Source organism: Marvinbryantia formatexigens DSM 14469, assembly GCF_025148285.1.
GTDB classification, from domain to species: Bacteria; Bacillota; Clostridia; order Lachnospirales; family Lachnospiraceae; genus Marvinbryantia; species Marvinbryantia formatexigens.
This window is the reverse complement of the sequence record NZ_CP102268.1, coordinates 3916999-3940757: the sequence shown is the minus strand read 5'-3', so window position 1 is coordinate 3940757 and position 23759 is coordinate 3916999. Positions and strand designations below refer to the sequence as shown.

Annotated in this window: 19 protein-coding genes, 1 tRNA gene, 1 other RNA gene and 2 other annotated features (1 of these 23 running past the window's edge); of the genes, 4 read left to right on the top strand and 17 right to left on the bottom strand. The window is 51.8% G+C overall.

The annotated features are described in order from the left end of the window. Positions 1 to 196 (bottom strand) — a binding site (T-box leader) (it extends 56 nt beyond the left edge of the window). Between the two features lie 33 nt (positions 197 to 229). The 4 genes from NQ534_RS18340 to ssrS form a co-directional block, all read right to left on the bottom strand. Further along, complete coding sequence (locus NQ534_RS18340) at positions 230 to 1162, bottom strand: YihY/virulence factor BrkB family protein (protein ID WP_006863459.1); 933 nt, start codon at positions 1160 to 1162, stop codon at positions 230 to 232. 114 nt (positions 1163 to 1276) lie between these two features. Continuing rightward, positions 1277 to 2710: a SpoIID/LytB domain-containing protein gene (locus NQ534_RS18335; protein WP_006863460.1), complete on the bottom strand. Its 1434-nt coding sequence runs from the start codon at positions 2708 to 2710 to the stop codon at positions 1277 to 1279. Positions 2711 to 2894: 184 nt separating this feature from the next. Next, positions 2895 to 3938, bottom strand: a complete 1044-nt coding sequence (locus tag NQ534_RS18330; protein ID WP_006863461.1) for an aldose epimerase family protein — start codon at positions 3936 to 3938, stop codon at positions 2895 to 2897. A 159-nt stretch (positions 3939 to 4097) separates the two neighbouring features. Continuing rightward, positions 4098 to 4280, bottom strand: a non-coding RNA gene (gene ssrS / locus NQ534_RS18325) — 6S RNA. 190 nt (positions 4281 to 4470) lie between these two features. Here ssrS and NQ534_RS18320 point away from each other — a divergent pair. Then, entirely contained in the window at positions 4471 to 5829 is a 1359-nt protein-coding gene (locus NQ534_RS18320; RefSeq protein WP_006863463.1) for a citrate/2-methylcitrate synthase, read from the top strand. A gap of 35 nt (positions 5830 to 5864) precedes the next feature. Here the strand turns inward: NQ534_RS18320 and NQ534_RS18315 are convergent, their stop codons facing one another. From NQ534_RS18315 to NQ534_RS18290, 6 genes are all read right to left on the bottom strand, one after another. Continuing rightward, positions 5865 to 6209 carry a hypothetical protein gene (locus tag NQ534_RS18315; protein ID WP_006863464.1) on the bottom strand — a complete coding sequence of 115 codons (345 nt, stop codon included), beginning with the start codon at positions 6207 to 6209 and terminating at the stop codon, positions 5865 to 5867. Positions 6210 to 6223: 14 nt separating this feature from the next. Then, positions 6224 to 7726, bottom strand: coding sequence for a threonine synthase (thrC, locus tag NQ534_RS18310; RefSeq protein WP_006863465.1), 1503 nt, complete (start codon positions 7724 to 7726; stop codon positions 6224 to 6226). After that, complete coding sequence (locus tag NQ534_RS18305) at positions 7710 to 8681, bottom strand: carbohydrate kinase family protein (protein ID WP_040784645.1); 972 nt, start codon at positions 8679 to 8681, stop codon at positions 7710 to 7712. Before NQ534_RS18305 ends, thrC begins: the two co-directional genes overlap by 17 nt. Before the next feature lie 126 nt (positions 8682 to 8807). Continuing rightward, on the bottom strand, positions 8808 to 9680 hold the full coding sequence (locus NQ534_RS18300; RefSeq protein ID WP_006863467.1) for a cell wall hydrolase: 873 nt from the start codon (positions 9678 to 9680) through the stop codon (positions 8808 to 8810). A gap of 223 nt (positions 9681 to 9903) precedes the next feature. Further along, positions 9904 to 11571 (bottom strand): 2-isopropylmalate synthase, encoded by a 1668-nt coding sequence (locus NQ534_RS18295; protein ID WP_040784650.1) that lies wholly within the window; start codon positions 11569 to 11571, stop codon positions 9904 to 9906. A gap of 126 nt (positions 11572 to 11697) precedes the next feature. Next, positions 11698 to 12057: a binding site (T-box leader), on the bottom strand. A gap of 163 nt (positions 12058 to 12220) precedes the next feature. Beyond that, positions 12221 to 12294 (bottom strand) — tRNA-Pro (locus tag NQ534_RS18290). Positions 12295 to 12542: 248 nt separating this feature from the next. Between NQ534_RS18290 and NQ534_RS18285 the strand changes: the two genes are divergently transcribed. Further along, the gene (locus NQ534_RS18285) at positions 12543 to 14780 is read left to right on the top strand and encodes an LPXTG cell wall anchor domain-containing protein (protein ID WP_006863471.1); all 2238 of its coding nucleotides are present in this window, start codon (positions 12543 to 12545) and stop codon (positions 14778 to 14780) included. Between the two features lie 180 nt (positions 14781 to 14960). Further along, positions 14961 to 15533 (top strand): DUF305 domain-containing protein, encoded by a 573-nt coding sequence (locus NQ534_RS18280; protein WP_006863472.1) that lies wholly within the window; start codon positions 14961 to 14963, stop codon positions 15531 to 15533. A 112-nt stretch (positions 15534 to 15645) separates the two neighbouring features. Here the strand turns inward: NQ534_RS18280 and leuD are convergent, their stop codons facing one another. Continuing rightward, positions 15646 to 16131, bottom strand: a complete 486-nt coding sequence (leuD, locus tag NQ534_RS18275; protein WP_006863473.1) for a 3-isopropylmalate dehydratase small subunit — start codon at positions 16129 to 16131, stop codon at positions 15646 to 15648. Positions 16132 to 16145: 14 nt separating this feature from the next. Further along, entirely contained in the window at positions 16146 to 17414 is a 1269-nt protein-coding gene (leuC, locus tag NQ534_RS18270; protein WP_006863474.1) for a 3-isopropylmalate dehydratase large subunit, read from the bottom strand. A gap of 114 nt (positions 17415 to 17528) precedes the next feature. Between leuC and NQ534_RS18265 the strand changes: the two genes are divergently transcribed. Further along, the gene (locus tag NQ534_RS18265) at positions 17529 to 18857 is read left to right on the top strand and encodes a serine hydrolase (protein ID WP_006863475.1); all 1329 of its coding nucleotides are present in this window, start codon (positions 17529 to 17531) and stop codon (positions 18855 to 18857) included. Positions 18858 to 19264: 407 nt separating this feature from the next. Here NQ534_RS18265 and ilvC read toward each other — a convergent pair whose 3' ends face one another. The 5 genes from ilvC to NQ534_RS18240 form a co-directional block, all read right to left on the bottom strand. Further along, on the bottom strand, positions 19265 to 20284 hold the full coding sequence (gene ilvC, locus NQ534_RS18260) for a ketol-acid reductoisomerase (protein WP_006863476.1): 1020 nt from the start codon (positions 20282 to 20284) through the stop codon (positions 19265 to 19267). A 189-nt stretch (positions 20285 to 20473) separates the two neighbouring features. After that, a complete protein-coding gene (gene ilvN / locus NQ534_RS18255) occupies positions 20474 to 20950 on the bottom strand; it encodes an acetolactate synthase small subunit (protein ID WP_006863478.1) in 477 nt (158 codons plus the stop codon). A 118-nt stretch (positions 20951 to 21068) separates the two neighbouring features. Beyond that, positions 21069 to 21494 (bottom strand): CBS domain-containing protein, encoded by a 426-nt coding sequence (locus tag NQ534_RS18250; RefSeq protein ID WP_006863479.1) that lies wholly within the window; start codon positions 21492 to 21494, stop codon positions 21069 to 21071. A 197-nt stretch (positions 21495 to 21691) separates the two neighbouring features. Beyond that, a complete protein-coding gene (locus NQ534_RS18245; protein ID WP_006863480.1) occupies positions 21692 to 22855 on the bottom strand; it encodes a C39 family peptidase in 1164 nt (387 codons plus the stop codon). 11 nt (positions 22856 to 22866) lie between these two features. Next, a complete protein-coding gene (locus tag NQ534_RS18240) occupies positions 22867 to 23709 on the bottom strand; it encodes a DegV family protein (protein WP_006863481.1) in 843 nt (280 codons plus the stop codon). Between the last annotated feature and the right edge of the window lie 50 nt (positions 23710 to 23759).

Below are 23759 nucleotides of genomic sequence, written 5' to 3'. Positions count from 1 at the left end.
ACTCGTATCAGCGTAACGTGCCTAGACGTCATTTCCTACTGACATGCGCCTTATAACGAAGAATACTGCCCTGCGTTCAGAAATGCAGCTCCGGTGGGAAATTCGACGCATTACAGGAACCTAGGGATGCTTCCAGCCGCTGACATCCTCTCTCTGGCGGAAAATAATGCTCTACTGACACCTTCATTGCCTTTATCTGCCTTTTAGTTTACCACAAATCCTTTTTCTGTCAAGTGCTTTCTTCTTCCATAAATGCATCCGGATATTCCAGATAGCAGTTTACCTCTGCCCCGGCAAATAACAGCCACATACAGAAGTACAGCCAGAGCATAATCATCACGACGGTCGTCAGGCTTCCGTAAATACTGGTGGAATGGCTGGCGTAATCAAAGTAAAGGGAAAAACCATAGGAATAAATCGCCCAGGCGGACGCCGCAAATACCGCGCCCGGAATCTGCCGGATAATTTTTATCTTGCAGTTCGGCAGCGAGCAGTACATCGCAAGGAATACCAGCGACAGAACCAGCATGGATATCACTGCGCGCACCAGAACAATCATCCCGGTAAAGCTGCCCAGCACCGGGAAATACTGGAATGCCGTATTCTGAAGCAGATTGCCGAACAGAAGCAGTATACAGGCGAGCACAATAGCAAAAATCAAAAATAAAATATAAAGACCGGAGCGCAGACGCATAAAAACATAGTTCCGGTTTTCCTCAACACCGCGCACCGAATTCAGTCCGTTTGTAATTGCGAGCACACTTCTCGCCGCCGCCCACAGAGCCGCGATCACCGTTCCGGAGAGCAGCGCCGTAGAGCTGCTGAAAAGCTCTTCCACAATTCCGGCAATCAAATCATAAAAGCTGGAGGGAAGTATCTCCATCAGCAAATCCATCACCATATCCGACGTCAGCGGCGTATACTGGATCAGGGTCAGCAGAAGCATAAAAAACGGAAAAAAGCCCATGATAATAAACAGAGCGGACTGCGCTGCAAACGCATCTACCCTGTCTTTTTTCATTTTTCTCATAAAGCGGCGGAATAATTTGTAAAACTTCCAGAACCGTTCCATAGTATCCTTCTCCCATGCGTTTTTCTCTTCTGCTCCGTCCTTTTTGCATCCCCGGCGTCCCTCTGCCGTATTTTCAGACAGATAAATCATACCACTTTTCTTTTTTGCTGTCTACCACCTCCATATCCGGGTGTGGACAAATCTTCCGTTACTGTTCCCTTCGTCCACAGTAACTTTCTTCATTGATGTTCACTCCATTCACATTCATTCCTCACTTAATGATAATAATTCCGCATCTTCATAATAATTATGCAGAATTTCCTGATAGTCAAGTCCCTCCTCCGCCATATGCTTTGCACCGTTCTGGCTCATGCCGTTTCCGTGACCGTAGCCTCCGCCCAGCACACGATAGCCGGTAAGGTCGCCCTCCCGGTATTGCGGCTGCAGAATACAGAAAGCGCTCGGCAGCAGCTCCATTTCCGTAAATATCTCGCCGTCCTGCAAAGTGACGGCTCCGGCTGCCCCGGCGAGGTATTTCCGGATTTCATACTCGCCCTCCACAACGGCGCTCCCGCCGTTTTCATATGTGACCTCCAGCTTTTCTATCACCCCGCTCTCCTGCCGCTCCTGCACGGTAAGCGCCAGGACGCCCGGCAGGTCTGCCAGAGAAATCTCCGTCTGCCAGCGGTACCACGGCTCTCCCGCCTCGTATGCCCTTGTCCCGTCCGTCTGCAGAAATGCCGCAAAAACCGTTTCCCCGGACAGATCCATGTGCAGATCAAGCCCGCACGAGGTGGAATAATAAAGCGCGTCAATCAGTCCGTCCGCCTCCGCGAGCACTCTGCCCGCCGTCGCCGCCACCGCATTATCCGCTGCCTGTGAATGCTCCTGGTTGTTATACACCTGATAGGATACGCTGTCGTCCACATCCGCAAAAAAAGCGGAGGCGCTCTCCTCCCGCATCCGTTTTGCAGCGTAGGTTCTGGCGCAGACAGCCTGCGCCTTCAGCGCCTCTTCCGGGTAAGAGGATGGCATCTCACTCGGAACGACGCCGCAGAGATAGCGCTCCAGCGAAAGCTCGTTAATCAGCAGAAGTCCTTCTTCCATCCGGCGGATTTCCAGCCTGCCCTCGTAGGTTTCCGACGGCCGCGCCCGCTGCAGCCCGTGAATCTCAAACTGCCCGTTCTCCGCCTCCAGATACAGCACACCGTCGCTGCCAAAGACCTCCGACTGTGCGGTAAATATCCGGGTTTCCCCGCCCTGCACCTGCCAGACGCCGCTCTCTCCGGATACGGAAAAGCCGGACGCGCTGGAAACAGCAATTTCCTCATGGTATTCCCCGGCAAATCCGGCTGTCTTTATCAGCACGCGGATGTCCTCTCCGGCGTCGCTTCCGTCCGTGGCAGAGTTTCTCCGGAAATCCCCGTCATCCGTGCTGTCGTCTGTGGCAGGGTTTCTCCGGAAATCCCCGTCATCCGCGCCGTCCGTGGCAGGGTTCGTCCGGAAATCCCCGTTATCCGCACCGTCTGTGACAGCCGCCGTGCGCTCCCCGCCTCCGCTCTCTGCCTCCGGGTCTGCCGTATCACGCTTCGTCTGCATGGTTTCCTCCGTCATTCTTTTTTTCTGCATGACGCCATCCGCAAAGCCAAGCAGAAGCACAACGGCTATGCAGCCGCAAAGTATCACGATTTTTTTCATAGATTTCTGCCTCCCGGAACTGTTTTTCAGACAATCGCAGAGGGGACAGACGCCGCCCGCAGGTCCTCATCTGTCCCCTCTTTTGTACTTTGCCAGGAAAACTCCCGCCAGGACTGTGCCCTGGCAGCCTCCTGTGCGTTTACCCGGCAAACGCTCCGTCCATCTGTTCCCGGTGCATCATCCGTCAGGAAAAACGGTAAATCGTTTCCGTGTGATAGGTCTCGCCTGCCTTCAGAACCGGTGACGCAAAGTTTTCATGGTTTACCGCATCCGGATAAAACTGTGTTTCCAGGCAGAGACCACAGCGTTTATCATACGCTTTTCCGTCCTTGCCAATCTGTGTCTTCTCGATAAAATTGCCGGTATAAAGCTGCACGCCCACGCAGTCCGTAAATACCTCCATCACGCGTCCGCTCACCGGCGCCTTCACCTGCGCGATTTTCTTCAGGCTGCCGTCCGTGTTGAGCGCAAAGTTGTGGTCGTAGCCGCCGCCCATCCTGAGCTGCTCGTTATCCTGCTCAATATCTCTGCCGACCGGTTTTTCCGTGCGGAAGTCAAACGGCGTTCCCTCCACCGGAAGAATCTCTCCCGTCGGAATCGACTCCGCATCCACCGCCGTGATGCCGTCCGCATCAATCCAGAGGATGTGGTCAAGGATGCTGCCGCTGTCGTGCCCCTCCAAGTTAAAATAACTGTGGTTCGTCATATTCGCAATGGTATCCCTGTCCGTCTTTCCGTCATATGTAATCTTTACTGCATTGTCCTCTGTCAGAGTATATGCAACCGTCACGTCAAAATTGCCCGGAAATCCCTGCTCCATATCGGGGCTGTGATGCGAGAAGGTGACCGTCAGATTCTCCTCGTCCACCTGCGTATCCCAGATGATTTTATCATAGCCCTTAAAGCCGCTGTGCAGGCTGTTTCCATTTTCGTTTTTATCGATCTGATATTCTTTTCCGTTTATCGTAAAAGCCGCCCCGCCGATGCGGTTTCCGCATCTTCCGATCGTCGCGCCGAAATAACCGCCGTTTTTCGCGTAATCGGTGACATCCGCATAACCCAGCACAACGTCCGCGTACTTTCCGTTTTTATCCGCTGTGACGACCGACACCAGCGTTGCGCCGTAATCCGTCACCTCTATCGTCATGCCGTTTTTATTTGCAAGCGTGATAAGCTTTGCCTCTCTTCCATCGCTTAATTTCCCGAACCTGCTGATTTTGATTCCCATAAATGAAATGCTCCTTCCTGCTGAATTTCTCTCTGGCTCATCGTATTATGAGCTGCCCGGTAAATGAGCTCCACTGATTTTCCATGCTTCGCGCTTTCCGCGCCGATAAAAAGCATTCAAAATCCGCTCATATTACAAAAGAGAGCCCTGCGGCTCTCTTTCTCACCCAGAATGCCGGTTCCTGCCTCTTGACTCCTAGCAATGCTAGGTGGGTAACCGCAACCGCTTTTCTGCCTTCCCCTGACCTATGGGGGCCTGACATCCAATCCGGCAATGTAGGAATCCCGTTTAAAGTAAATGTAGGTTCAAAACGGCAGGAGTTGTCGAACATTCCAGGAATATTCACTTTTTATTACCGACTTCATTATCGCATCTTGCTGTAAAAAAGTCAAGTAGTAATGTTTTCCCGGCTTACGGCTTTTTCTTATATCTTTACACATTGTTAATATTTTATTCATTAGTTTTTATTTCCATATTGTGTTATAATAGATTTGTTATGATGAAATAATTTACAGATTGGAGGATATACCCTATGACGAATTTTTCTGAAATCACACCAGATATCCTTACTTATGCAAAGCTCTGCGAGTCTTCAGGCGCCATTGATCCGGAACTTTATACAACCTACGACGTTAAGCGCGGGCTGCGTGACATCAACGGACAGGGCGTGCTCGCCGGTCTGACGGAGATTTCCGAGATTGATGCTTTCAAAATAGTTGACGGGAAAAAGGTTCCCTGTGAAGGAAAACTTTTCTATCGCGGCATTAATGTAGAAGATATTGTAAAAGGTTTCCTGAAGGACGACCGTTTTGGTTTTGAAGAAGTCACTTATCTGCTTCTCTTCGGACAGCTCCCCGACCGGCAGCAGCTTGCCGATTTCTCGGAGCGTCTGGGCGGCTACCGTTCTCTGCCGACCAGCTTCGTGCGAGACATCATCTTAAAGGCGCCAAGCCCGGACATGATGAATACGCTTGCCAGAAGCATTCTGACGCTCTACGCATACGACGACCGCGCGGATGATATTTCCATTCCGAACGTCCTGCGCCAGTGTCTGCAGCTTATCAGCCTTGTCCCGATTCTGTCGGTTTACGGCTACCAGGCGTACAGTCACTATCACGACGGCAACAGTCTGTTTATCCATGTGCCGCAGCAGAACCTCTCCACCGCGGAGAGCATCCTGCAGCTTCTGCGCCCGGACAGCAAATACACAAAGCTGGAGGCGCGTATTCTGGACCTTGCGCTGATTCTGCATATGGAGCACGGCGGTGGAAACAACTCCACCTTCACAAACCATGTCGTTACCTCCTCCGGCACCGACACCTACTCCGCGATGGCTGCCTCCCTGGGCTCCTTGAAGGGTCCGCGCCACGGCGGTGCAAACATCAAGGTCGTGCGCATGTTTGAGGATATGAAGCAGGTGGTAAAAGACTGGAAGGACGAGGACGAAGTCTCCGCTTACCTCTCCGCCCTGCTGAACAAGGAAGCATTCGACCATGCCGGTCTGATCTACGGTATGGGACATGCCGTATATTCTCTCTCCGACCCGCGTGCCAATATATTAAAGGCATTCGTGGAGAAGCTCTCCAAAGAAAAAGGACGCGAGGACGAATATCAGCTTTACGCCGCCGTTGCCCGTCTGGCACCGGAGGTTATCGCAAAGGAGCGCCGCATCTATAAGGGCGTCAGCGCAAATGTTGACTTCTACAGCGGCTTCGTTTACAGTATGCTCGATCTGCCCACAGAGCTGTTTACACCGATTTTTGCTGTCGGACGTATGGTCGGCTGGAGTGCGCACCGCATCGAAGAGCTGGTAAACAACGGAAAAATCATCCGTCCCGCTTACCGCGCCGTACACGAGACCGTTCCCTATCTTCCAATCGACGAACGATAATACAATTCCCCGGAAGCATTTCCGGGGAATCTTTTTTACCAGTATTTTTTTAACGCGCCGCGCGCCTGCATTACAAACCATACCGTCGCCAGCAAAAAGATGGTGAGCACAAGCATGTATGTGTTTCCGAGGATATGGAACACATCCTCCGCCACTCCGATAAAGCCGCAGACCGTCACCACACAGCCGTAAATCAGCACCTTCGGCGACATTTCCGCCACATATGCCGGCTTGTCCTTGCAGTGCTTCACCTGGACGTCCTTCGGCAGAAGAATGTTTTCCTTAATCTCTCCCTTATATTTCAGCAGATACCAGACGTACAGTATATAGACACCGCACACGGCAATCACAATATCCATCAGTGAAAACATGGAATCCATAACAGCTTCCTCCTTTAAACGTCAGACCCCGGAGCCGCCAGAACCTTCTTAACAAACTCCTTCATGCCATCCTTCTCCACCACCGCATCGTGAAGCACCGGCGCTGTGCGGATCTCCTCGATTGCACGCGGTACCGGCGTCCCGGAAATACGGGAGAGCTCATCCACCAGGTCAAAGTCCGGCATTCCGTCATATTTTTCATCAATGGCTTTCATCACGCTTCTCGTAAACTTGTACGGACTGGCGGTGGAGGCAATCACTGTCACGCGCCCGTCTTCCTGCTCCCGGCGGTATTTGCGGTAAACGCAGGAAGCAACCGCCGTGTGCGTATCCAGCACATAGCCTGTTTTTTCATAAAGGCTGCGGATTTCCTCCGCTACCTCCTCCTCCGATGCGTAGCCGCCGGCAAAATCCGCCAGACGCGCCCTCATTTCTTCTGTAATCTCATATCTGCCATCAGATGCCAGCGCCTGCATCATTTTGCGGTCCGCCTCCGCATCCTCCCCGGCAATTTTATAAATCAGACGCTCCAGATTGCTGGATACCAGAATATCCATCGACGGGGAGCTTGTCAGAATAAACGGACGGTTGCGGTTGTATTCCCCTGTCTGGAAGAAATCATAGAGCACCTTATTGTCGTTTGAAGCGCAAATCAGTTTTCCAATCGGAACGCCCATCTGCTTTGCATAATATGCCGCCAGAATGTTGCCGAAGTTTCCGGTCGGAACCACCACATTCATCGCTTCCCCGTCCTTCAGAACGCCTTTTTCATAAAGACGCGCAAAGGCATAGACATAGTAAACCACCTGCGGCACCAGACGGCCGATATTGATGGAATTTGCGGAAGAAAACTGAAAGCCCGCCCGGTCCAGCTCCTCTGCCAGTGCCTTATCCCCGAACATCTTTTTCACGCCGCTCTGCGCATCGTCGAAATTTCCGCGGATGCCGGCGACATAGGTATTCTTTCCCTTCTGGGTGACCATCTGTTTTTCCTGTATCGGGCTGACGCCGTCCTTCGGGTAAAACACGATGATGCGGGTGCCCGGAACATCCGCAAAGCCCGCAAGCGCCGCCTTGCCGGTATCGCCGGAGGTCGCCGTGAGAATCACGATTTCATTCTTTACGTTATTTTTCTTCGCGGACGTCGTCAGAAGATGCGGCAGAATGGAGAGCGCCATATCTTTAAAAGCGATGGTCGCGCCGTGGAACAGCTCCAGATACCAGGCGCCGTCCGCCTCTTTTAACGGCACGATTTCCCGCGTATCAAATTTTTCGTCGTACGCCCTGCTGATGCAGCCCTTCAGCTCTTCCTCCGTAAAGTCCGTAAGGAACAGCCTCATCACCTCATACGCCGTCTCCTGGTAGCTCATGCCCTTCAGCTGTCCAGGCGTCACCTCCAGCGCCGGAATCCGCTCCGGCACATACAGACCGCCGTCCTCTGCAAGCCCCTTTAAAATCGCCTGCGAAGCCGGCACTGCCTCCGCCTGTCCTCTTGTGCTCTTATACATGACGTTCATTGATAAATTCCTCCACTTCCTCTTTTTCCGGCATCACACTGAGCGCTCCCTTTCTGGTCGTAATCAGCGACGCGGCAGCATTCGCAAATGTCAGCATTTCCTTCAGATTTTCATCTGTCAGATCTTCGATGCCGTGCTCCAGCACATAGTTGATCGCGCTTGCGCAGAAGGTATCGCCCGCACCGGTCGTCTCGATAGTTTTCTCCTGCAAAAACGGCGCGCAGGATACCGCATGGTCCTTATAGTAAGCCAGACTGCCCTCTTTTCCGAGCGTCACCAGAATCAGAGGAATCTGATATTTCTCTTTCAGCATCTTCGCCGCCTCTTCGTAATCGCTGCAGCCGGTCATAAATTCAATCTCATTGTCCGAAATTTTCAGCATATCGCAGTGCTGCATCCCGTAATCGATTTCTGCCCTTGCATCCTCCAGGGAATTCCAGAGCGGCGGGCGCAGATTCGGGTCGAAGCTAATCAGAAGATGGTTCTTTTCCGCCACGGAAATAGCGTAGCGTGTCGCCTCGCGCACACCCTCGTGCGTGGAGGAAAGCGTGCCGAAATGAAACAGCCGTGCTTCCTCTATCAGATTTTCCATCACCTCGTCCTTTCTAAGCATCATATCTGCTCCGGGATTGCGGTAGAAGGAGAAATCACGGTCTCCGTCCGGGAAGGTATGTACAAACGCCAGCGTCGTGTGCACCTCTGTGTCCATCACCAGATTCGTTGTATCAATGCCGGCAGCTTCCACCGCATTTTTCAACTGATATCCAAACTGGTCCTTTCCCACTTTCCCGATAAAAGCCGTCTTTTTGCCGAGCTTTGTCAGCATGGCAAGCACGTTGCACGGCGCTCCGCCCGGATTCGCCTCAAACAGCGGATTTCCCTGCTCACTTTTGCCGTGTTCGATAAAATCTATCAGCATTTCTCCAAGCGTTACTACGTCATATTTTCTATTCATTTCCTTCGCTCCTTTTTTATTGAAATATCCCATGCGTTCAGTGTACCATATTTCCCGGAAAAATCAACTTAAAAAAACAAAGGAAAGCCGGACTTATTCCAGCTTTCCTCTGCTGTAATCCCATTTTCAGGATACTGTTGCGTCTTTTGATAATGTATAATATTCATGTCCGCCGTGCTGGAAAAGCCAGATAAGGTTCTCTTCAAACCACCCTACACTGCTGTCATCCGATGCATTGCGCGCCATGAAGTACAATGCGCCCTGCGAATAATCCTCTCCCGCAAGCACCCGGTCCACCGCTTCAATCGTCTCGTCCGTAATTTCCACAGAATCGATCCTGCCGTCGATGGTCGGCTGAAACTGTGCGCTGCCGCCGATGCGCTGATATACTACCTCTTCAATCGTATCCGGGAAACGCTCGTCCGCAACGCGGTTTAAAATCACATTTGCAATCAGCATCTTCCCTGTGATATCCTCCCCGGTCGCTTCCGCTTCCACAATACGGAGCAGCGTGTAGTATTCGCTCTCCGGCATCTGGTTGTCCCGCACAAACTGTGTTGCGCAGGCTATCACATTTTCCGACGACTTTGCGCCCTCTCCGAGTACCTGCCGGATTACTCTCTGCCGGCTGGTTTTCGACGCGCCGACCAGGATTTCCTCGTTGGCGCCCGCCATATCGATTTCTTCCGCTGCTTTATAATATTCTTCCATCGTAACCGCACTCTGGACCACACCCTTCAGGCCGGCCTGCAGCTCCTCCGTCTGTGATGTTTCCTCCGCCGCCAGTACCTCTCCCGCGCCGACGCTTGCCGACACCAGGCGGCTGTCCCCCTGTCTGATTAGATTTCTGCTTCCCCCGCTCACCCCTATTGCGAACAGAAACGCTATCACCAGCATGCATGTCGTGATTATAACAGCAGAATGTTTCCGATATATCCGTCTCCCAAAACGCCTTGCTCTTTTATACATCATCTCCAGAAGCGCTTTTGACACTTCCATATGCTGCTTTCCTTTCTTGCTCTTTTATACACCCCCATGCACTGACATTATATTTAATTTTTATTACATTGTCAAGCAATATTTTACATTTTCGTAACATTTATTTCGATTTTTTGCAATATTTTTCGACAAAAAACGCGAAATCCGCTGTTTTAAAGGGATTTCGCGTTTTATTTTTTCTTAACATTTATGAAATATTTTGTTTTTTGCCTGTACAGACTCCTTACAGAACGCCAGCCGTCATATTATTGATGGCTGTAAACAGCGCATTGATGGACGCGCGGATAATATCCTGGTCCAGACCGGCGCCCCAGTGCAGCCCGCCGTCCTTATCCTTGATGCCGACATACGCAATCGCGCGGGAGCTGGAGCTTGCCTCCAGAGCATGCTCCTGGTATACGACCAGGTCGTACTGCAGACGGAACTGCTTCTTGAGCGCATTGCTTACCGCGTTCAGACGTCCGTTTCCGGAAGCGACCGCCACCTTCGTCTCACCGTTGTAGTTTACCGTCACCTCGGCGATGATGCCGTTATGCTGCTTGAAATGTACCTCCGCAACGCTGAATGGCTCCGTAATGTCCTCGTATCTCGTCTTGAACAGATTGAAGATTTCATCCGGCAGAAGCTCCTTATGCTGCTCGTCGGAAACCGCCTTCGTCGCATAGCCCATTGCCTCGCGCATCTTTGGCGGAAGATTCAGACCATAATACTGCTCCAGGATATAGCCTACGCCGCCTTTTCCAGACTGGCTGTTGATGCGGATAACATCCGCCTCGTAATGTCTGCCGATATCGGTCGGGTCGATTGGAAGATACGGCACCGTCCAGTATTCGCAGTTGTTCTCCTCGCGGTACTTCATGCCCTTCGCAATAGCATCCTGATGGGAGCCGGAGAAAGCTGCAAACACCAGAGCTCCGCTGTACGGACTTCTCATATCGATGGTCATGCCGGTATACTTCTCATATTCCTCGCAGATTTCCGGCATATTGGTAAAGTCAAGCTGCGGGTCCACTCCCTGGGAATACATATTCATGGCAAGCGTGACAATGTCCACATTTCCGGTGCGCTCCCCGTTGCCGAACAGCGTGCCCTCAATACGGTCCGCGCCCGCCAGGATACCCATTTCCGCATCGCTCACGCCGCTGCCGCGGTCATTGTGCGGATGCAGGGAAAGAATCACATTTTCGCGGTATTTCATGTTTTTGCTCATGTACTCGATCTGGCTCGCATAAACGTGCGGCATGGAATGCTGCACCGTGCTCGGCAGATTAATGATCACCTTATTATCCGCTGTCGGCTGCCACACATCCAGAACGGCATTGCAGACCTCCAGTGCATATTCCATTTCCGTTCCGGTAAAGCTCTCCGGACTGTACTCAAACGCAAAGTTTCCTTCCGTCTCCTCGGCGAGCTTTTTCAGCAGAGCCGCTCCGTCCACGGCGATTTTCAGAATCTCCTCCTTCGATTTGCGGAACACCTGCTCGCGCTGCGCCAGGGACGTGGAATTATATACATGCACAACCGCCCGTCTGGCTCCTTTGAGCGCCTCGAAGGTCTTTTTGATAATATGCTCGCGCGCCTGCGTAAGCACCTGGATGGTCACATCCTCCGGTATCAGATCCTGCTCTATCAGAGCGCGCAGAAACTGGTACTCCGTCTCCGACGCCGCCGGAAAGCCCACCTCGATTTCCTTAAAGCCCACCTTCACCAGAAGCTTGAAGAAGCTGATTTTCTGCTGAAGCGTCATCGGCACGATCAGCGCCTGGTTGCCGTCGCGCAAATCCACGCTGCACCAGATCGGCGCCTTATCCACATAATCCTTTTTCGCCCAGTCCATGCACTCCGTGGGCGGCATAAAATACTGCCGTTTGTACTTCTTAAACTGCTCCATAATGTTCTCTCCCTTTCTTCTGCTTTTTTGAATGGAAACAGAATCCCGCTCCGCAGAATTCTGAGCCGCATAAGCGACATATAAAAACAAAAAAATCTTCCATCTCTCTGACATGCTTATGCTGTCACCAGAGACGAAAGACATATTTTTGTCCTGCGCGGTACCACTCTGTTTTATGAATCTCTTCATACACTCACCCGATACGGATCCTGACAAAACCTTATCTGCCTCTGTCTGAACCTTATATCGTTCCCGGATAACGGTCGGGTATCCGTCTGCGTCTACTCTTCTGCATTTCTTCCATAACAATATCGTCCGGTTTTACACTGCTCCGCTTTACGACGGGCAACAGTTCCTGCTATTGTGCTGCAGAATTTGGGGCAGCCGCTCCGAGGCGAGTTCCGGATATCTTCTCTGCTGCCTCGCATCACCCGGCAGCTTTCTGGATTCAAATATACCCGTACTATTCCTCTTCATCGCTTTTATCTTTACATTTATATTTATTAACAAAGCTGGAATACAAAAGCTTCCAGCTATGACGATACCTGCCTGACCGCCTGTAAAGCTGCCAGAACCGGCTTTTAGCCCGCCCTGCTTTTCCCGCAAAAGCATCTCTCGCGGAAATTCCCGCAGACCCAGTATCATCCAGTCGGAGTGACAAGATTTGAACTTGCGACCTCTCGGCCCCCAGCCGAGCGCGCTACCAAGCTACGCCACACTCCGAAAATCCGTCCAGATAGACTTAATGTAGACTTGTATCAGTATAACAGAAGCCGCCTTTTTTTTCAAGACCTAATTTCATTAAATTTCCCTTTCACCCCCTTACAGTAGCCGTCCCGTCAGACTGCCAGTTTCCCCCTTATGAAAAAGTTCACAATTTTTCCATAGATTATTCCTTCATAATGTGTTAATATAAATGTAACAATTAAATCTCACAAAGAGATTTCCTTTTGAAAGGGGGAGCAATTATTATGAAGAAGAACATTTTTATGCCAGCCAAAGGCACTGCCTGGCTGATGTCGCTCGCGCTGGCTTTCTCCTGGGTGCCCGCCGTGTCGGCTGAGGCTCCGGATGGAGAATACACCACAGAGTCAGCGCAACCGGAAGATGACGGCACATCCGTCTTCGTAATCACCGGTTTTCCGGAGCTTGAAAAGGATTCGGAAGGGAATTTTACGGACAGCAGTATCCAGGAAAAATACGGCAATCTTACAGCAGAACCTGGAACCACACTGGAAAATCTCGGTCTGCCGGTAGATTTAAAGGTTACCGGTTATCTGGAATCTGACGGTCCCGATGCTGCAAAAGATACCACATTTTCCCAGATGGTCTGGAAGTTAAAATCCGATACCGGAGAGCTGTATTCGGAGAGCAGCCCGGAGGGGTCCTATACCTTCGTTCCGGACTTTGATAAATATCTGGAGAGCGGCAGCGTTTCCTATGATGAAATCAAACTGGCGGATGACGCCCGCACTCCTTCCCTGACGGTGACGATCGCCGCACCGCAGACCGAAGAACCGGAAACAGAAACAGAGACGACGGAAGCCGCCTATACCGAAGCTTCCGAAACAGAAATCATTTCCGATTATACGGAAACAGATGCAACAGACACAGAAGCTGCCTCTGAGGGACAGGAATCCGAAACAACAGATGTGCCGGATGACGAAAACGTGCTGTCCTCTGAAACAGGAACAGACGCAGAGACAGAATCGGAGCCGGACTATATTAACAACACGGACGATTCCCTGATCAATGCGGACGGCACCGTCATGGTAAACGGCGAGACCGTAACAGCCTCCGGCATGACAGAATCCGAAACGGAAACTGAGACAACCGCTGCTTCCGGAACAGAAGAAACTGCTTCTTCTGAGACAGAGACCGCAGGCACAGACTCATCGGATGTGCAGACGGAGACGGCCGGACAGACAGAGACCACCGTGCAGGCTTCGGAAACACAGACATCAGAAACACAGGCCTCTGAGACACAGGCATCTGAGACACAGGCATCTGAGTCGGAGACTTCCGAAGCAGAAACCACCCAGACAGACGCACCGGCTGCTGATTTGGCTGTCACATTTGCGATCACAGACGGCACAAATTCTTACAGCGATACGAACAATAATATCGTTACGCTGAAGGCGGATCCGGCTGACGGAGAAAACAGGGCGCAGGTAACGCTTCCGTGTAATTCGTCCATGAATCTGTCCGCCATCACCGTTTCCTTTGCGGATGCCTACACCGGCGCTGCCCTGTCGTATGCACCGGTTACCGCGCAGGATTATACGACCGGCGCAAAGAATTATGAAATCTACGCTGCAGACGCAAACGGCAACCAGATTACGTATCCGTTTACCCTGGAAATTGCAAAAGCAAATCACACCTGGGGCGCGGAGGCTACCTGCACCACCGCCCAGACCTGCACGGTCTGCGGAGCGGAAAATACACCGGCACTCGGACACGATTTCAAAGACGCGACCTGCACAGCCCCGAAAACCTGCACGCGCTGCGGTGCAACAGAGGGAGAGGCGCTCGGACACGACTGGACGCCCGCTACCTGCACAGAACCGAAAACATGTGAACGCTGCGGCGCAACAGAAGGCAAGGCGCTCGGACATGATCTGCGCGATAACTGGAAGGTAGTTACCGCTTCCACCGATACGGAGCACGGCGAGGAAATCCGCTACTGCCAGCGTGACAACTGCGATTATTCCGAGACCAGACCGCTGAATATCATCGGAGACCCGGCAAACAACGGCATTTCCGGTCTGACAGACGGTACAAACTACAATCTCAATACTGCCCTCACCTTTACGGCTTACGGCGCAGGAATGGGAAACAGCAACCCGATTAACGGCGATGTCCGTTACGTTCCGTCCTCCTGGATGGTTGAGAGTACCCCCGGTACCTTCCGCGACAACTTCAGCGGTTCCTTCTCCATCACACAGTCGGGACGCTATACGCTGACCGTCACCTACCAGAAACAGGTCTATGACAACGGCTGGCAGGTAACGGATATTGCAGACAGCAAATCCATCACGATTACCGTCGGCGATGTGATTTCCGCAAACACGACAGCCAATAACAACGCTATCCGCATTAACCCGCAGACCGGCGACAGCACACCGATTGCTGCCATCATCATCGTACTGGTGGTTGCACTTGTAGTCATTATCGCGGCTGTCATTTACAAAAAGAAACGCAACAAATAAAATAACCTGCAAAAAGCCCGGCTTCTTATTCTGAGAATTCCGGGCTTTTCTTTTGAAAAAATCAGCTGTTTTCCTTACCGGGCACACCGGTATCTTTTTTGAAAAATTACAGCCTCTCTCCTTACCGGGCACACCGGTATCTCTTTCGCATATACTGGAATAAAAAAAGGATTTCCATGAATGAAAACCCCTTCTGAACTCAGTCTTGTCACACAAAGATATCTGAAAGAATACCGGAATATTCTGGAGGAAATGATATGCCAGATGACACAGGCGGAGCTGACCGGAAGTATCTCCCACAATTTTATTGTCCAGATGATTCCGCATCACCGCGCCGCCATCCGCATGTCAGAAAATCTTCTTCAGTACACCACCTGCATCCCGCTGCAGGAAATTGCCCTCCGCATCATAACGGAGCAGACAAAAAGCATCCAGGATATGGAGAACGCGCTGAAAAGCTGCTGCCGCTTTCAGAATCCGCAGCAGCAGCTCTGCCGTTATCAGCTCCGCTTCGGACAAATTACGCAGGCTATGTTTTCGGAAATGAAAACCGCCTGCGCAACGAATAATCTCAATTCTGATTTTATGCGGGAAATGATTCCGCATCACCAGGGCGCCGTCCGCATGTCGGAGAATGCCCTCTGCTTTGCCATCTGCCCGGAACTAAAGCCAATCCTCCGGGCAATCATTACCTCACAGGAAGCGGGTATCCGCGAAATGCAGCAGCTTCTTTGCAGCAGCACCTGCCAGTGAATGCCGGCGTAAAAAGCCTGTATCCGTCATTAACGCAGACAACGCGGTAAAGACAGAAAACAAGTACGCCGGAGGGGTCCGTCCCGGACTCTGCCCCGCCCTTCTGCCTGATTTACTGCCGGTTGATATAGTTTATGAGACCTTCCGCCTCGATAATCTTCTGCATGAATTCCGGGAACGCCTGCCCTTTAAACTGCGTTCCCTTCGTGCGGTTGTAGATGATGCCGCTGTCAAAATCCACTTCCACCTCGTCTCCCGCTTCAATTCCTCTTGTTGCTTCCGGACATTCGATAATCGGAAGACCGATATTGATAGCATTGCGGTAGAAAATACGCGCGAAGGTCTCCGCAATCACACAGCTCACCCCTGCCGCCTTCAGCGCCATCGGAGCATGTTCTCTGGAGGAACCGCAGCCGAAATTCTTTTTCGCAACAATAATGTCGCCCTTATGCATCTTATGGATAAATTCCTTGTCGATATCCTCCATACAGTGCGTCGCCAGCTCCGCCGGGTCGGAGGAATTCAGATATCTTGCCGGGATTATGACATCCGTATCCACGTTATCGCCATATTTAAAAACTGTTCCATGTGCTTTCATGCTTCTCTTCCTCCTTATAATCCCAGTTCAGCCGGCGCGGAAATCTTACCGGTCACAGCGCTCGCCGCTGCCACCGCCGGGCTCGCCAGATATACCTCTGAATTTACATGTCCCATTCTTCCGACAAAGTTGCGGTTTGTGGTGGAGATACAGCGCTCGCCCTCCGCCAGGATGCCCATATAGCCGCCAAGGCACGGACCGCAGGTCGGCGTGCTGACAACTGCGCCCGCCTCGATAAAGGTCTTCAGCAGTCCTTCCTCCATCGCCTGCAGATACACCTTCTGCGTCGCCGGAATTACGATGCAGCGCACGCCTTTTTTCACTTTGCGCCCTTCCAGAATCTTTGCCGCACAGCGCAGATCGTCAATTCTTCCGTTTGTGCAGGAACCGATTACCGCCTGGTCGATTACCACATCCTCTGTAATCTCATCGATGGTTTTCGTGTTCTCCGGCAGATGCGGGAAAGCAACCGTCGGCTTCAGTGCACTCAGATCAATGGTGTATTCCTCATCGTATACGGCGTCCTCGTCCGCCTCGTAGATTTTATACGGACGCTGGGAATGCTCCTTCATATAGGCGATCGCCAGGTCATCCACCGGGAAGATGCCGTTCTTTCCGCCCGCCTCAATCGCCATGTTTGCGATGGTAAAACGGTCGTCCATCGAGAGGTTCTTCACGCCCTCACCGGTAAACTCCATAGAACGGTACAGCGCGCCGTCCACGCCAATCATGCCGATAATATGTAAAATGACGTCTTTGCCGCTCACCCATTCTGACGGCTTTCCGACCAGATGAAAGCGGATTGCGGACGGCACCTTAAACCATGCCTTTCCGGTCGCCATGCCCGCCGCCATATCGGTGCTTCCAACACCCGTGGAAAACGCGCCCAGAGCGCCGTAGGTGCAGGTATGCGAATCTGCTCCGATAATTACATCGCCCGCCACAGTCAGACCACTCTCCGGGAGCAGCGCGTGCTCAATGCCCATCTGCCCGACGTCAAAATAGTTTGTGATGTCGTGCTTTGCCGCGAACTGACGCACACATTTGCAGTGCTCCGCCGATTTGATGTCTTTATTCGGAATAAAGTGATCCATAACAAGCGCAATTTTATCCTTGTTGAAAACGCCTTCCTTTGTGAATTTATCCATTTCGTGAATTGCCACCGGGGAGGTGATATCATTCCCCAGAACCAGATCCAGATCTGCCTCAATCAGCTGCCCCGCCTCTACGGAAGGAAGATGAGCCGCTGCCGCCAGAATCTTCTGTGTCATTGTCATTCCCATGAGTTTTTCCTGCCTTTCTTAAATCATTGTCTGTTATTATATCACAAATCTTCTGGTCTGTCAGTAAAAAATATGATATACTAAAGTATAAACATTGAAATCGAGGGAAAGAGAATGAAGAAAAAACTATGTATCACGCTTCTGCTGGCATTTCTTATCGCCGGCATTCTTCCGTCGCTTCCGGGCATCCGCTCTGTGGATACCACAGTCAGCGCGGCTTCAAAAATTACATATAAAAATAAGCTACGCACCGTTGACGGAAAAATTTATTACTACAATTCCAAAGGAAAAATCGTTAAAAACTGCTGGAAAACCATCAGCGGCAAACAATATTATTTCACCAAAGACGGCTCCGCCGCCACCGGTATCGCCGTCATCTCCCGCAAACGCTATATCTTTTCGTATAAGGGAGTCCTGCAGAAAAGCCGCATCTGCACATACCGCGGCAAAAAATATTACGCAAATTCCAGCGGAAGGGTCTCCACGGGCTGGAAGACCATCAAAGGAAAACGCTATCTTTTTGCGTCGACCGGCATTATGCAGACAGGCTGGTATACGAAAGACAAGAAGACGTACTACCTCTCTCCTTCCACCGGAGCGGCTGCGACCGGCTGGACAAAAATCGACGGCAAAAAATACTACTTTGACAAAAACGGTGTGATGGCAAGGAGCACCTGGATTGGAGAGCGCTACGTAAATTCCGCAGGCGCCTATGTGCCCGGCAAAAAGCCGCCGCTTTCCAATCTGCAGAAGGAGCTGAAAACCGCCATCAAATCCTGCAGCGGTACCTGGTCCATTTATGTAAAGAATCTGGACACCAACGAATCCTTCACGATCAACAACCGCCGCGTATATGCGGCAAGCCTGATTAAGCTCTACGCCATGAGCGCCGCCTATCAGCGCATAAAGGACGGAAAGCTGAAGGAATCCTCCGTAAAGAACACTATCAGCAGCATGATTACCGTCAGCGACAATACCGCCTTTAATACGATCGTGCGCACAATCGGCACCTCCTATATCAATACCTGGTGTAAGGCGAACGGCTACACCGGCACCAACCAGGGGCACGGGCTCTCCCCGTCCAGCAACAATTACGGTCTGTCAAACGGCACCGGCTCCAATGTGACGACCGCTGCCGACTGCGGAAAGCTCCTGGAGAGCATTTACCGCGGAACCTGCGTCAGCAAATCCGCCTCCAAAAAAATGCTCGGTTATCTGAAAAAGCAGACGCGGCGCTCCAAGATTCCCGCCGGGGTTCCTTCCGGCGTGACGGTAGCCAACAAGACCGGCGAGACAGATGATACTACGCACGATGCGGCGATTGTCTACTCCAAAGGAGCAGATTACATACTGGTCGTCATGGGCGATACGCCGGGTTCCGGCTGGGCCAGTACGGCGAACATTACAAAATTTTCAAAAATCGTGTATAATTACTTTAACTAAAAAAGCTTTTTAGGAAAAAAATCCCGGCTGAGAGTAAACTCTCGCCGGGATTTTTTCACGCGGGCTCCTGCCTGCAAGCCGTGCTCCGTTCTCGCAATCACTGATTGCTCGCACGCGGGCTCCCGCCCTATACTCGTTTATAACAATTCTCCCGGCTGAGAGTAAACTCTCGCCGGGATTTTTTCACGCGTACTCCTGCTTGCAAGCCGTGCTCCGTTCTCGCAATCGTTGATTGCTCGCACGCGGGCTCCCGCCTCCTGCCTGCAAGCCGTGCTCCGTTCTCGCAATCGGTGATTGCTCGCACGCGGGCTCCCGCCCTATACTCGTTTATAACAATTCTCCCGGCTGAGAGTAAACTCTCGCCGGGAGAATTGTTATTCACTCGTGCACGGCTTGGTGCCTTCGCGCTAGTTGTTGATCAGTTTGTCCTCGCCGTTCCAGCTATACAGCTTGCGGATTTCTTCGCCGACGATTTCTGACGGATGCTCTGCCGCCAGCTTACGCATCGCCTTGAAGTGTACCTGTCCGCCTGCGGAAGACATATCCAGCAGGAAGTCTTTTGCGAAGGTTCCGTCCTGGATGTCGGAAAGAATCTTCTTCATGGTCTTCTTGGTCTCCTCGGTGATAATCTTCGGACCGGTGATGTAATCGCCGTACTCTGCCGTGTTGGAGATAGAGTATCTCATGCCTGAGAAGCCGGACTGATAAATCAGGTCGACAATCAGCTTCATTTCGTGGATACACTCAAAGTAAGCGTTTCTTGGGTCGTAGCCTGCCTCTACCAGCGTCTCGTAGCCCGCCTGCATCAGCGCGCATACACCGCCGCAGAGCACTGCCTGCTCACCAAACAGGTCGGTCTCGGTCTCGGTGCGGAAGGTCGTCTCCAGAACGCCAGCACGCGCACCGCCGATTGCCAGCGCATATGCCAGCGCCGTATCCAGTGCTTTTCCGGTTGCATCCTGATGTACCGCTACCAGACACGGAACACCCTTGCCAGCCTGGTATTCGCTTCTTACCGTATGACCCGGTCCCTTCGGCGCAATCATGGTAACGTCAACATTTGCCGGCGGTACGATGCATCCGTAATGGATGTTGAAACCGTGCGCAAACATCAGCATGTTGCCTTCCTCCAGGTTCGGCTCGATATCCTTTTTATACATTGCAGCCTGCTTTTCATCATTGATCAGAATCATGATGATGTCTGCCTTTTTTGCAGCCTCCGCCGCGGTATATACCTCAAATCCCTGCTCCACAGCCTTTTTCCAGGAACGGCTTCCCTCGTACAGACCGATGATTACGTGGCAGCCGGACTCTTTCGCATTCAGCGCGTGAGCATGTCCCTGGCTTCCATAACCGATAATGGCAATGGTTTTGCCTTCCAGCAGTGACAGGTTACAGTCTTCCTGATAATAAATCTTCGCTTCCATTTTTCTTCTCCTCCATAAAAATATATTGGTTAAAGGTAAAATTTTACCTCTAGCACGCATCTATCGTGCCGCAGTCATTCGTCTGCACACAGATACAAAAACGTCTGCTTTATTCCGCCTGTATGCAGCCAGAAACACATATCCCGCTTTGACCGCAGCCGGAAACAGCCGCACGGCCGGAGTCTGCGCTTACAGATAGCGCACATCCTCCGCGCCTCTGGACAGACCGGTAATACCGGTTCTCGCCAGCTCCAGAATCTCGTAATCATTCATCAGCTCAAGGAATGCCTTCAGCTTGCTCTGGTCGCCTGTCAGCTCGATAATCATAGAATCCTTTGCCACGTCCACGACCTTCGCGCGGAAAATATCGCAGATAGCGTTAATGCCCTGACGGTCCTTCGCCTCCGCGCGCACCTTGATCATGACAAGCTCGCGGTTTACGCTCTCGCCCTCCTTCAGGGTCTTGATATCAACCACATCGATCAGCTTTCCGAGCTGCTTGACGATCTGGTCGAGAATCTGCTCATCGCCGCTGACAACCACCGTCATGCGCGAATAACGCGGGTCTGCGGTTTCTCCTACTGTCAGACTGTCGATATTATAGCCTCTCCGGCTGAACAGACCAGCCACACGGCTGAGAACGCCGAAGGTATTGTCTACCAGCATAGATAAAACTCTCTGTTTCACTCTTCTCACTCCTTTGCAAAAACTGTGCGGATGCACATTTATTTTATTCTACCAACTATGCTTTTTTTTGTCAATCCTCTAAAAATATAAGCAGCGCCTATCCGGCGCTGCTTCCCGTTGCTTCCATATAGCCTTCGCAGATGTACTGCATAATCTGCCTTCTGGTAACGATCCCGATGAAAGTACGGTTGTCGTCAATCACGGGAACAAAGTTCTGGTTCATGGAGGTGAGCATCAGATCCTCAATGTTGCACTGCACATTGACCGGCTGGTTATCCCAGCGGCGCTCTACCGACCGCAGCGGAATATCCTCCGCCTCATACAAATCACCCAGGCGCATCTTTTTAATGTACCAGAGTAAATCCCCCTCTGTCAGTGTTCCTATGTAATGACCGCTCCGGTTGATGACAGGCACTGCGCTGTAGCGGTAATGCTCCATTTTTTCCAGTGCCTGACGGAGCGAATAATCTTCGTACAAATATGCCACTTCACTTTTTGGCTTTAAAAAAAATAAGATATTCATAATCACCCGCCCTGTTCTTCTTGATGTCTCTAGTATACTCCAAAGGCGGGAATGCGTCAACGCGCCCTGTGCAGAATTCACATATTTTTAAGATTTCAAACACATTTTTTTACGATTTTCACCATGAATGCCCGGTCGCATACCGGGGTGCTCCATGCAGCGCGACCAGCACGCTTTTCTGTGCAGAAAAGCCTGCGCTACGGAAGCCCCACTTCGGTGTTGACGGATGCGCTGTCGGACGTCGTTTCCGTAATTTCCTTTAAAACGACTGCATTTTTCCCTGTCAGATTGTAAATCGCGGCAAACTCGTCAAGATTTCTTGTCACGATTCCCTCCAGCGGGTCGTTGACCTGCACGGTTCCCTCCGTGCGGTTGTAACCGGAGAGCACAACGCAGTGCTCCTGGCTGTACCAGCGATAAACGTGCCCCTCGTACTCTGCATCCATGCGGGTAAATTCCGGATCCGCCATATACATGGTCGTCCAGAGAATCACCGGAGTTCCGGCAGCAATATAGGCGAATAAATCCTCAAAATCCGTGTCTGTGATATCGTACGCCTTATACTCCGCCTCCTGGTCTGTAAAGAAAGCGAGCGCGGTCGCGGCGATTGCCGGCGCAAAGCAGCCCGCACCCGACTCGGAAAACGGGTCGCCGACGTAGCCGATTGCCATATTGTCCGTCTCCTGATTATAAATCAGGAAATCACTTGCAATCGTAATCTTGTCCACATCAAAATCCTCGTACTGCAGCGCCATCGTAAGCGACACCGCCTCGCAGCCCGTGGGCAGCTCCGGGTTCTGCAGGATTTCCGGGACCTGCAGATACATCTGCTCCGGCAGCTCGGATGTCTCACTGAGCTGAAAACCCTCCTGCGCTTCCTCTATCCCCGGAATGTCGAAATCCTCCACCGTATACACCTCGTCCGAGTTTTTGCTGATGGTGCCCTCCCGGTGTTCTTCATAGGCAGCCTCGCGTTCGTCCCAGAATTCCTGGCGCTCCTCCGGCTGATACGATTCCTCCGTATAGCTGACGGTTCCTGCTTCCTCATAATAATAGCTTTCCGTCCACTCCTGGAAATTGTCCGTATTTTCCGGAACATAGCCCTCTGTCGCCTCCGGCACATAGCCTTCCGTCTGCTCCGGCACATACCCCTCCGTCGCCTCCGGAATATAGCTCTCCGTCGGCTCCACATACTGCTCCGTACCGGGCGCCTCCGCATAGCCGTCTCCGCCCCCGGCCGCCATTTCGCCCTCCAGGCTGTCCCATACCGCGATATCCTCTCCCAGTACAACGGCATTTCCAAAACCGGCGGACAGAAGCGTACATGCCATCAGAATTGAAATTACTTTCTTCTTTTTCATAAACCGCTCCTTTACTTTACATACACTATGCCGAATGCCCCGGTACCGATATGGCTGCCAATCGTCGGTCCGATGCCGCGCAGCTTCGGCGTCCCGAAATCCATTCCTCTTTTGCTCAGATACCGGATAAAATTCACACAGTTTTTCCGGTCGTACGCATACAGAAAATATACCGGGAAATCCACATCCGGAGCGTCCTCCTCCAGAATGTTCGCAATCTGCCGGAAAGCATGCTTCATTCCAATCTGCTTTCCACACAGCTCCACGCATCCCTCCTGCGTAATTTTCACCACCGGCTTTAAATTTACCAGACTTCCGAGCGCCGCCTGCCCTCTGGAAAGTCTGCCTCCCTTCTGGAGATATTCCAGCGTATCCAGCCCCGCATACACACGGATGCGCGGTCTTAACGCCTCCAGCTCTTCTATAATCGTTCTGGCATCACACCCCTGCTCCCGCAGAAAAACCGCGCGGTCCACCAGCACACGCATCCCAAGCGTGGCATTCTGGCTGTCAACGATGTGGATGTTTTCATATTCTACCATTTCCTTTGCAAGCACTGCGCTCTGGATGGTACCGCTCAGCGCCCCGGAGACCAGAATCGCGATCACCGTATCCTGTGCCGCTTTCGCCTCCTCAAAGCAGTTGATAAACATGGTGGGCGATGGCTGCGACGTCTTGGGAAATACTTTTCCGGAAAGCAGCTTTTCAAAAAACTGCTCTTTCGTCAGGTCCACGCCGTCCTGAAACTGTTCCTCCCCAAAGGTCACGGACATCGGGACACATGTAATCTGCCTGCGTGCAATCTCCTGTGCGGAATAATCCGCTGCCGAATCTGTGATAATCCTTATTGCCATTTTACTTCCCCCGTTTTTTTATACTCTTAGATATAACCTTTTCTGGGTGG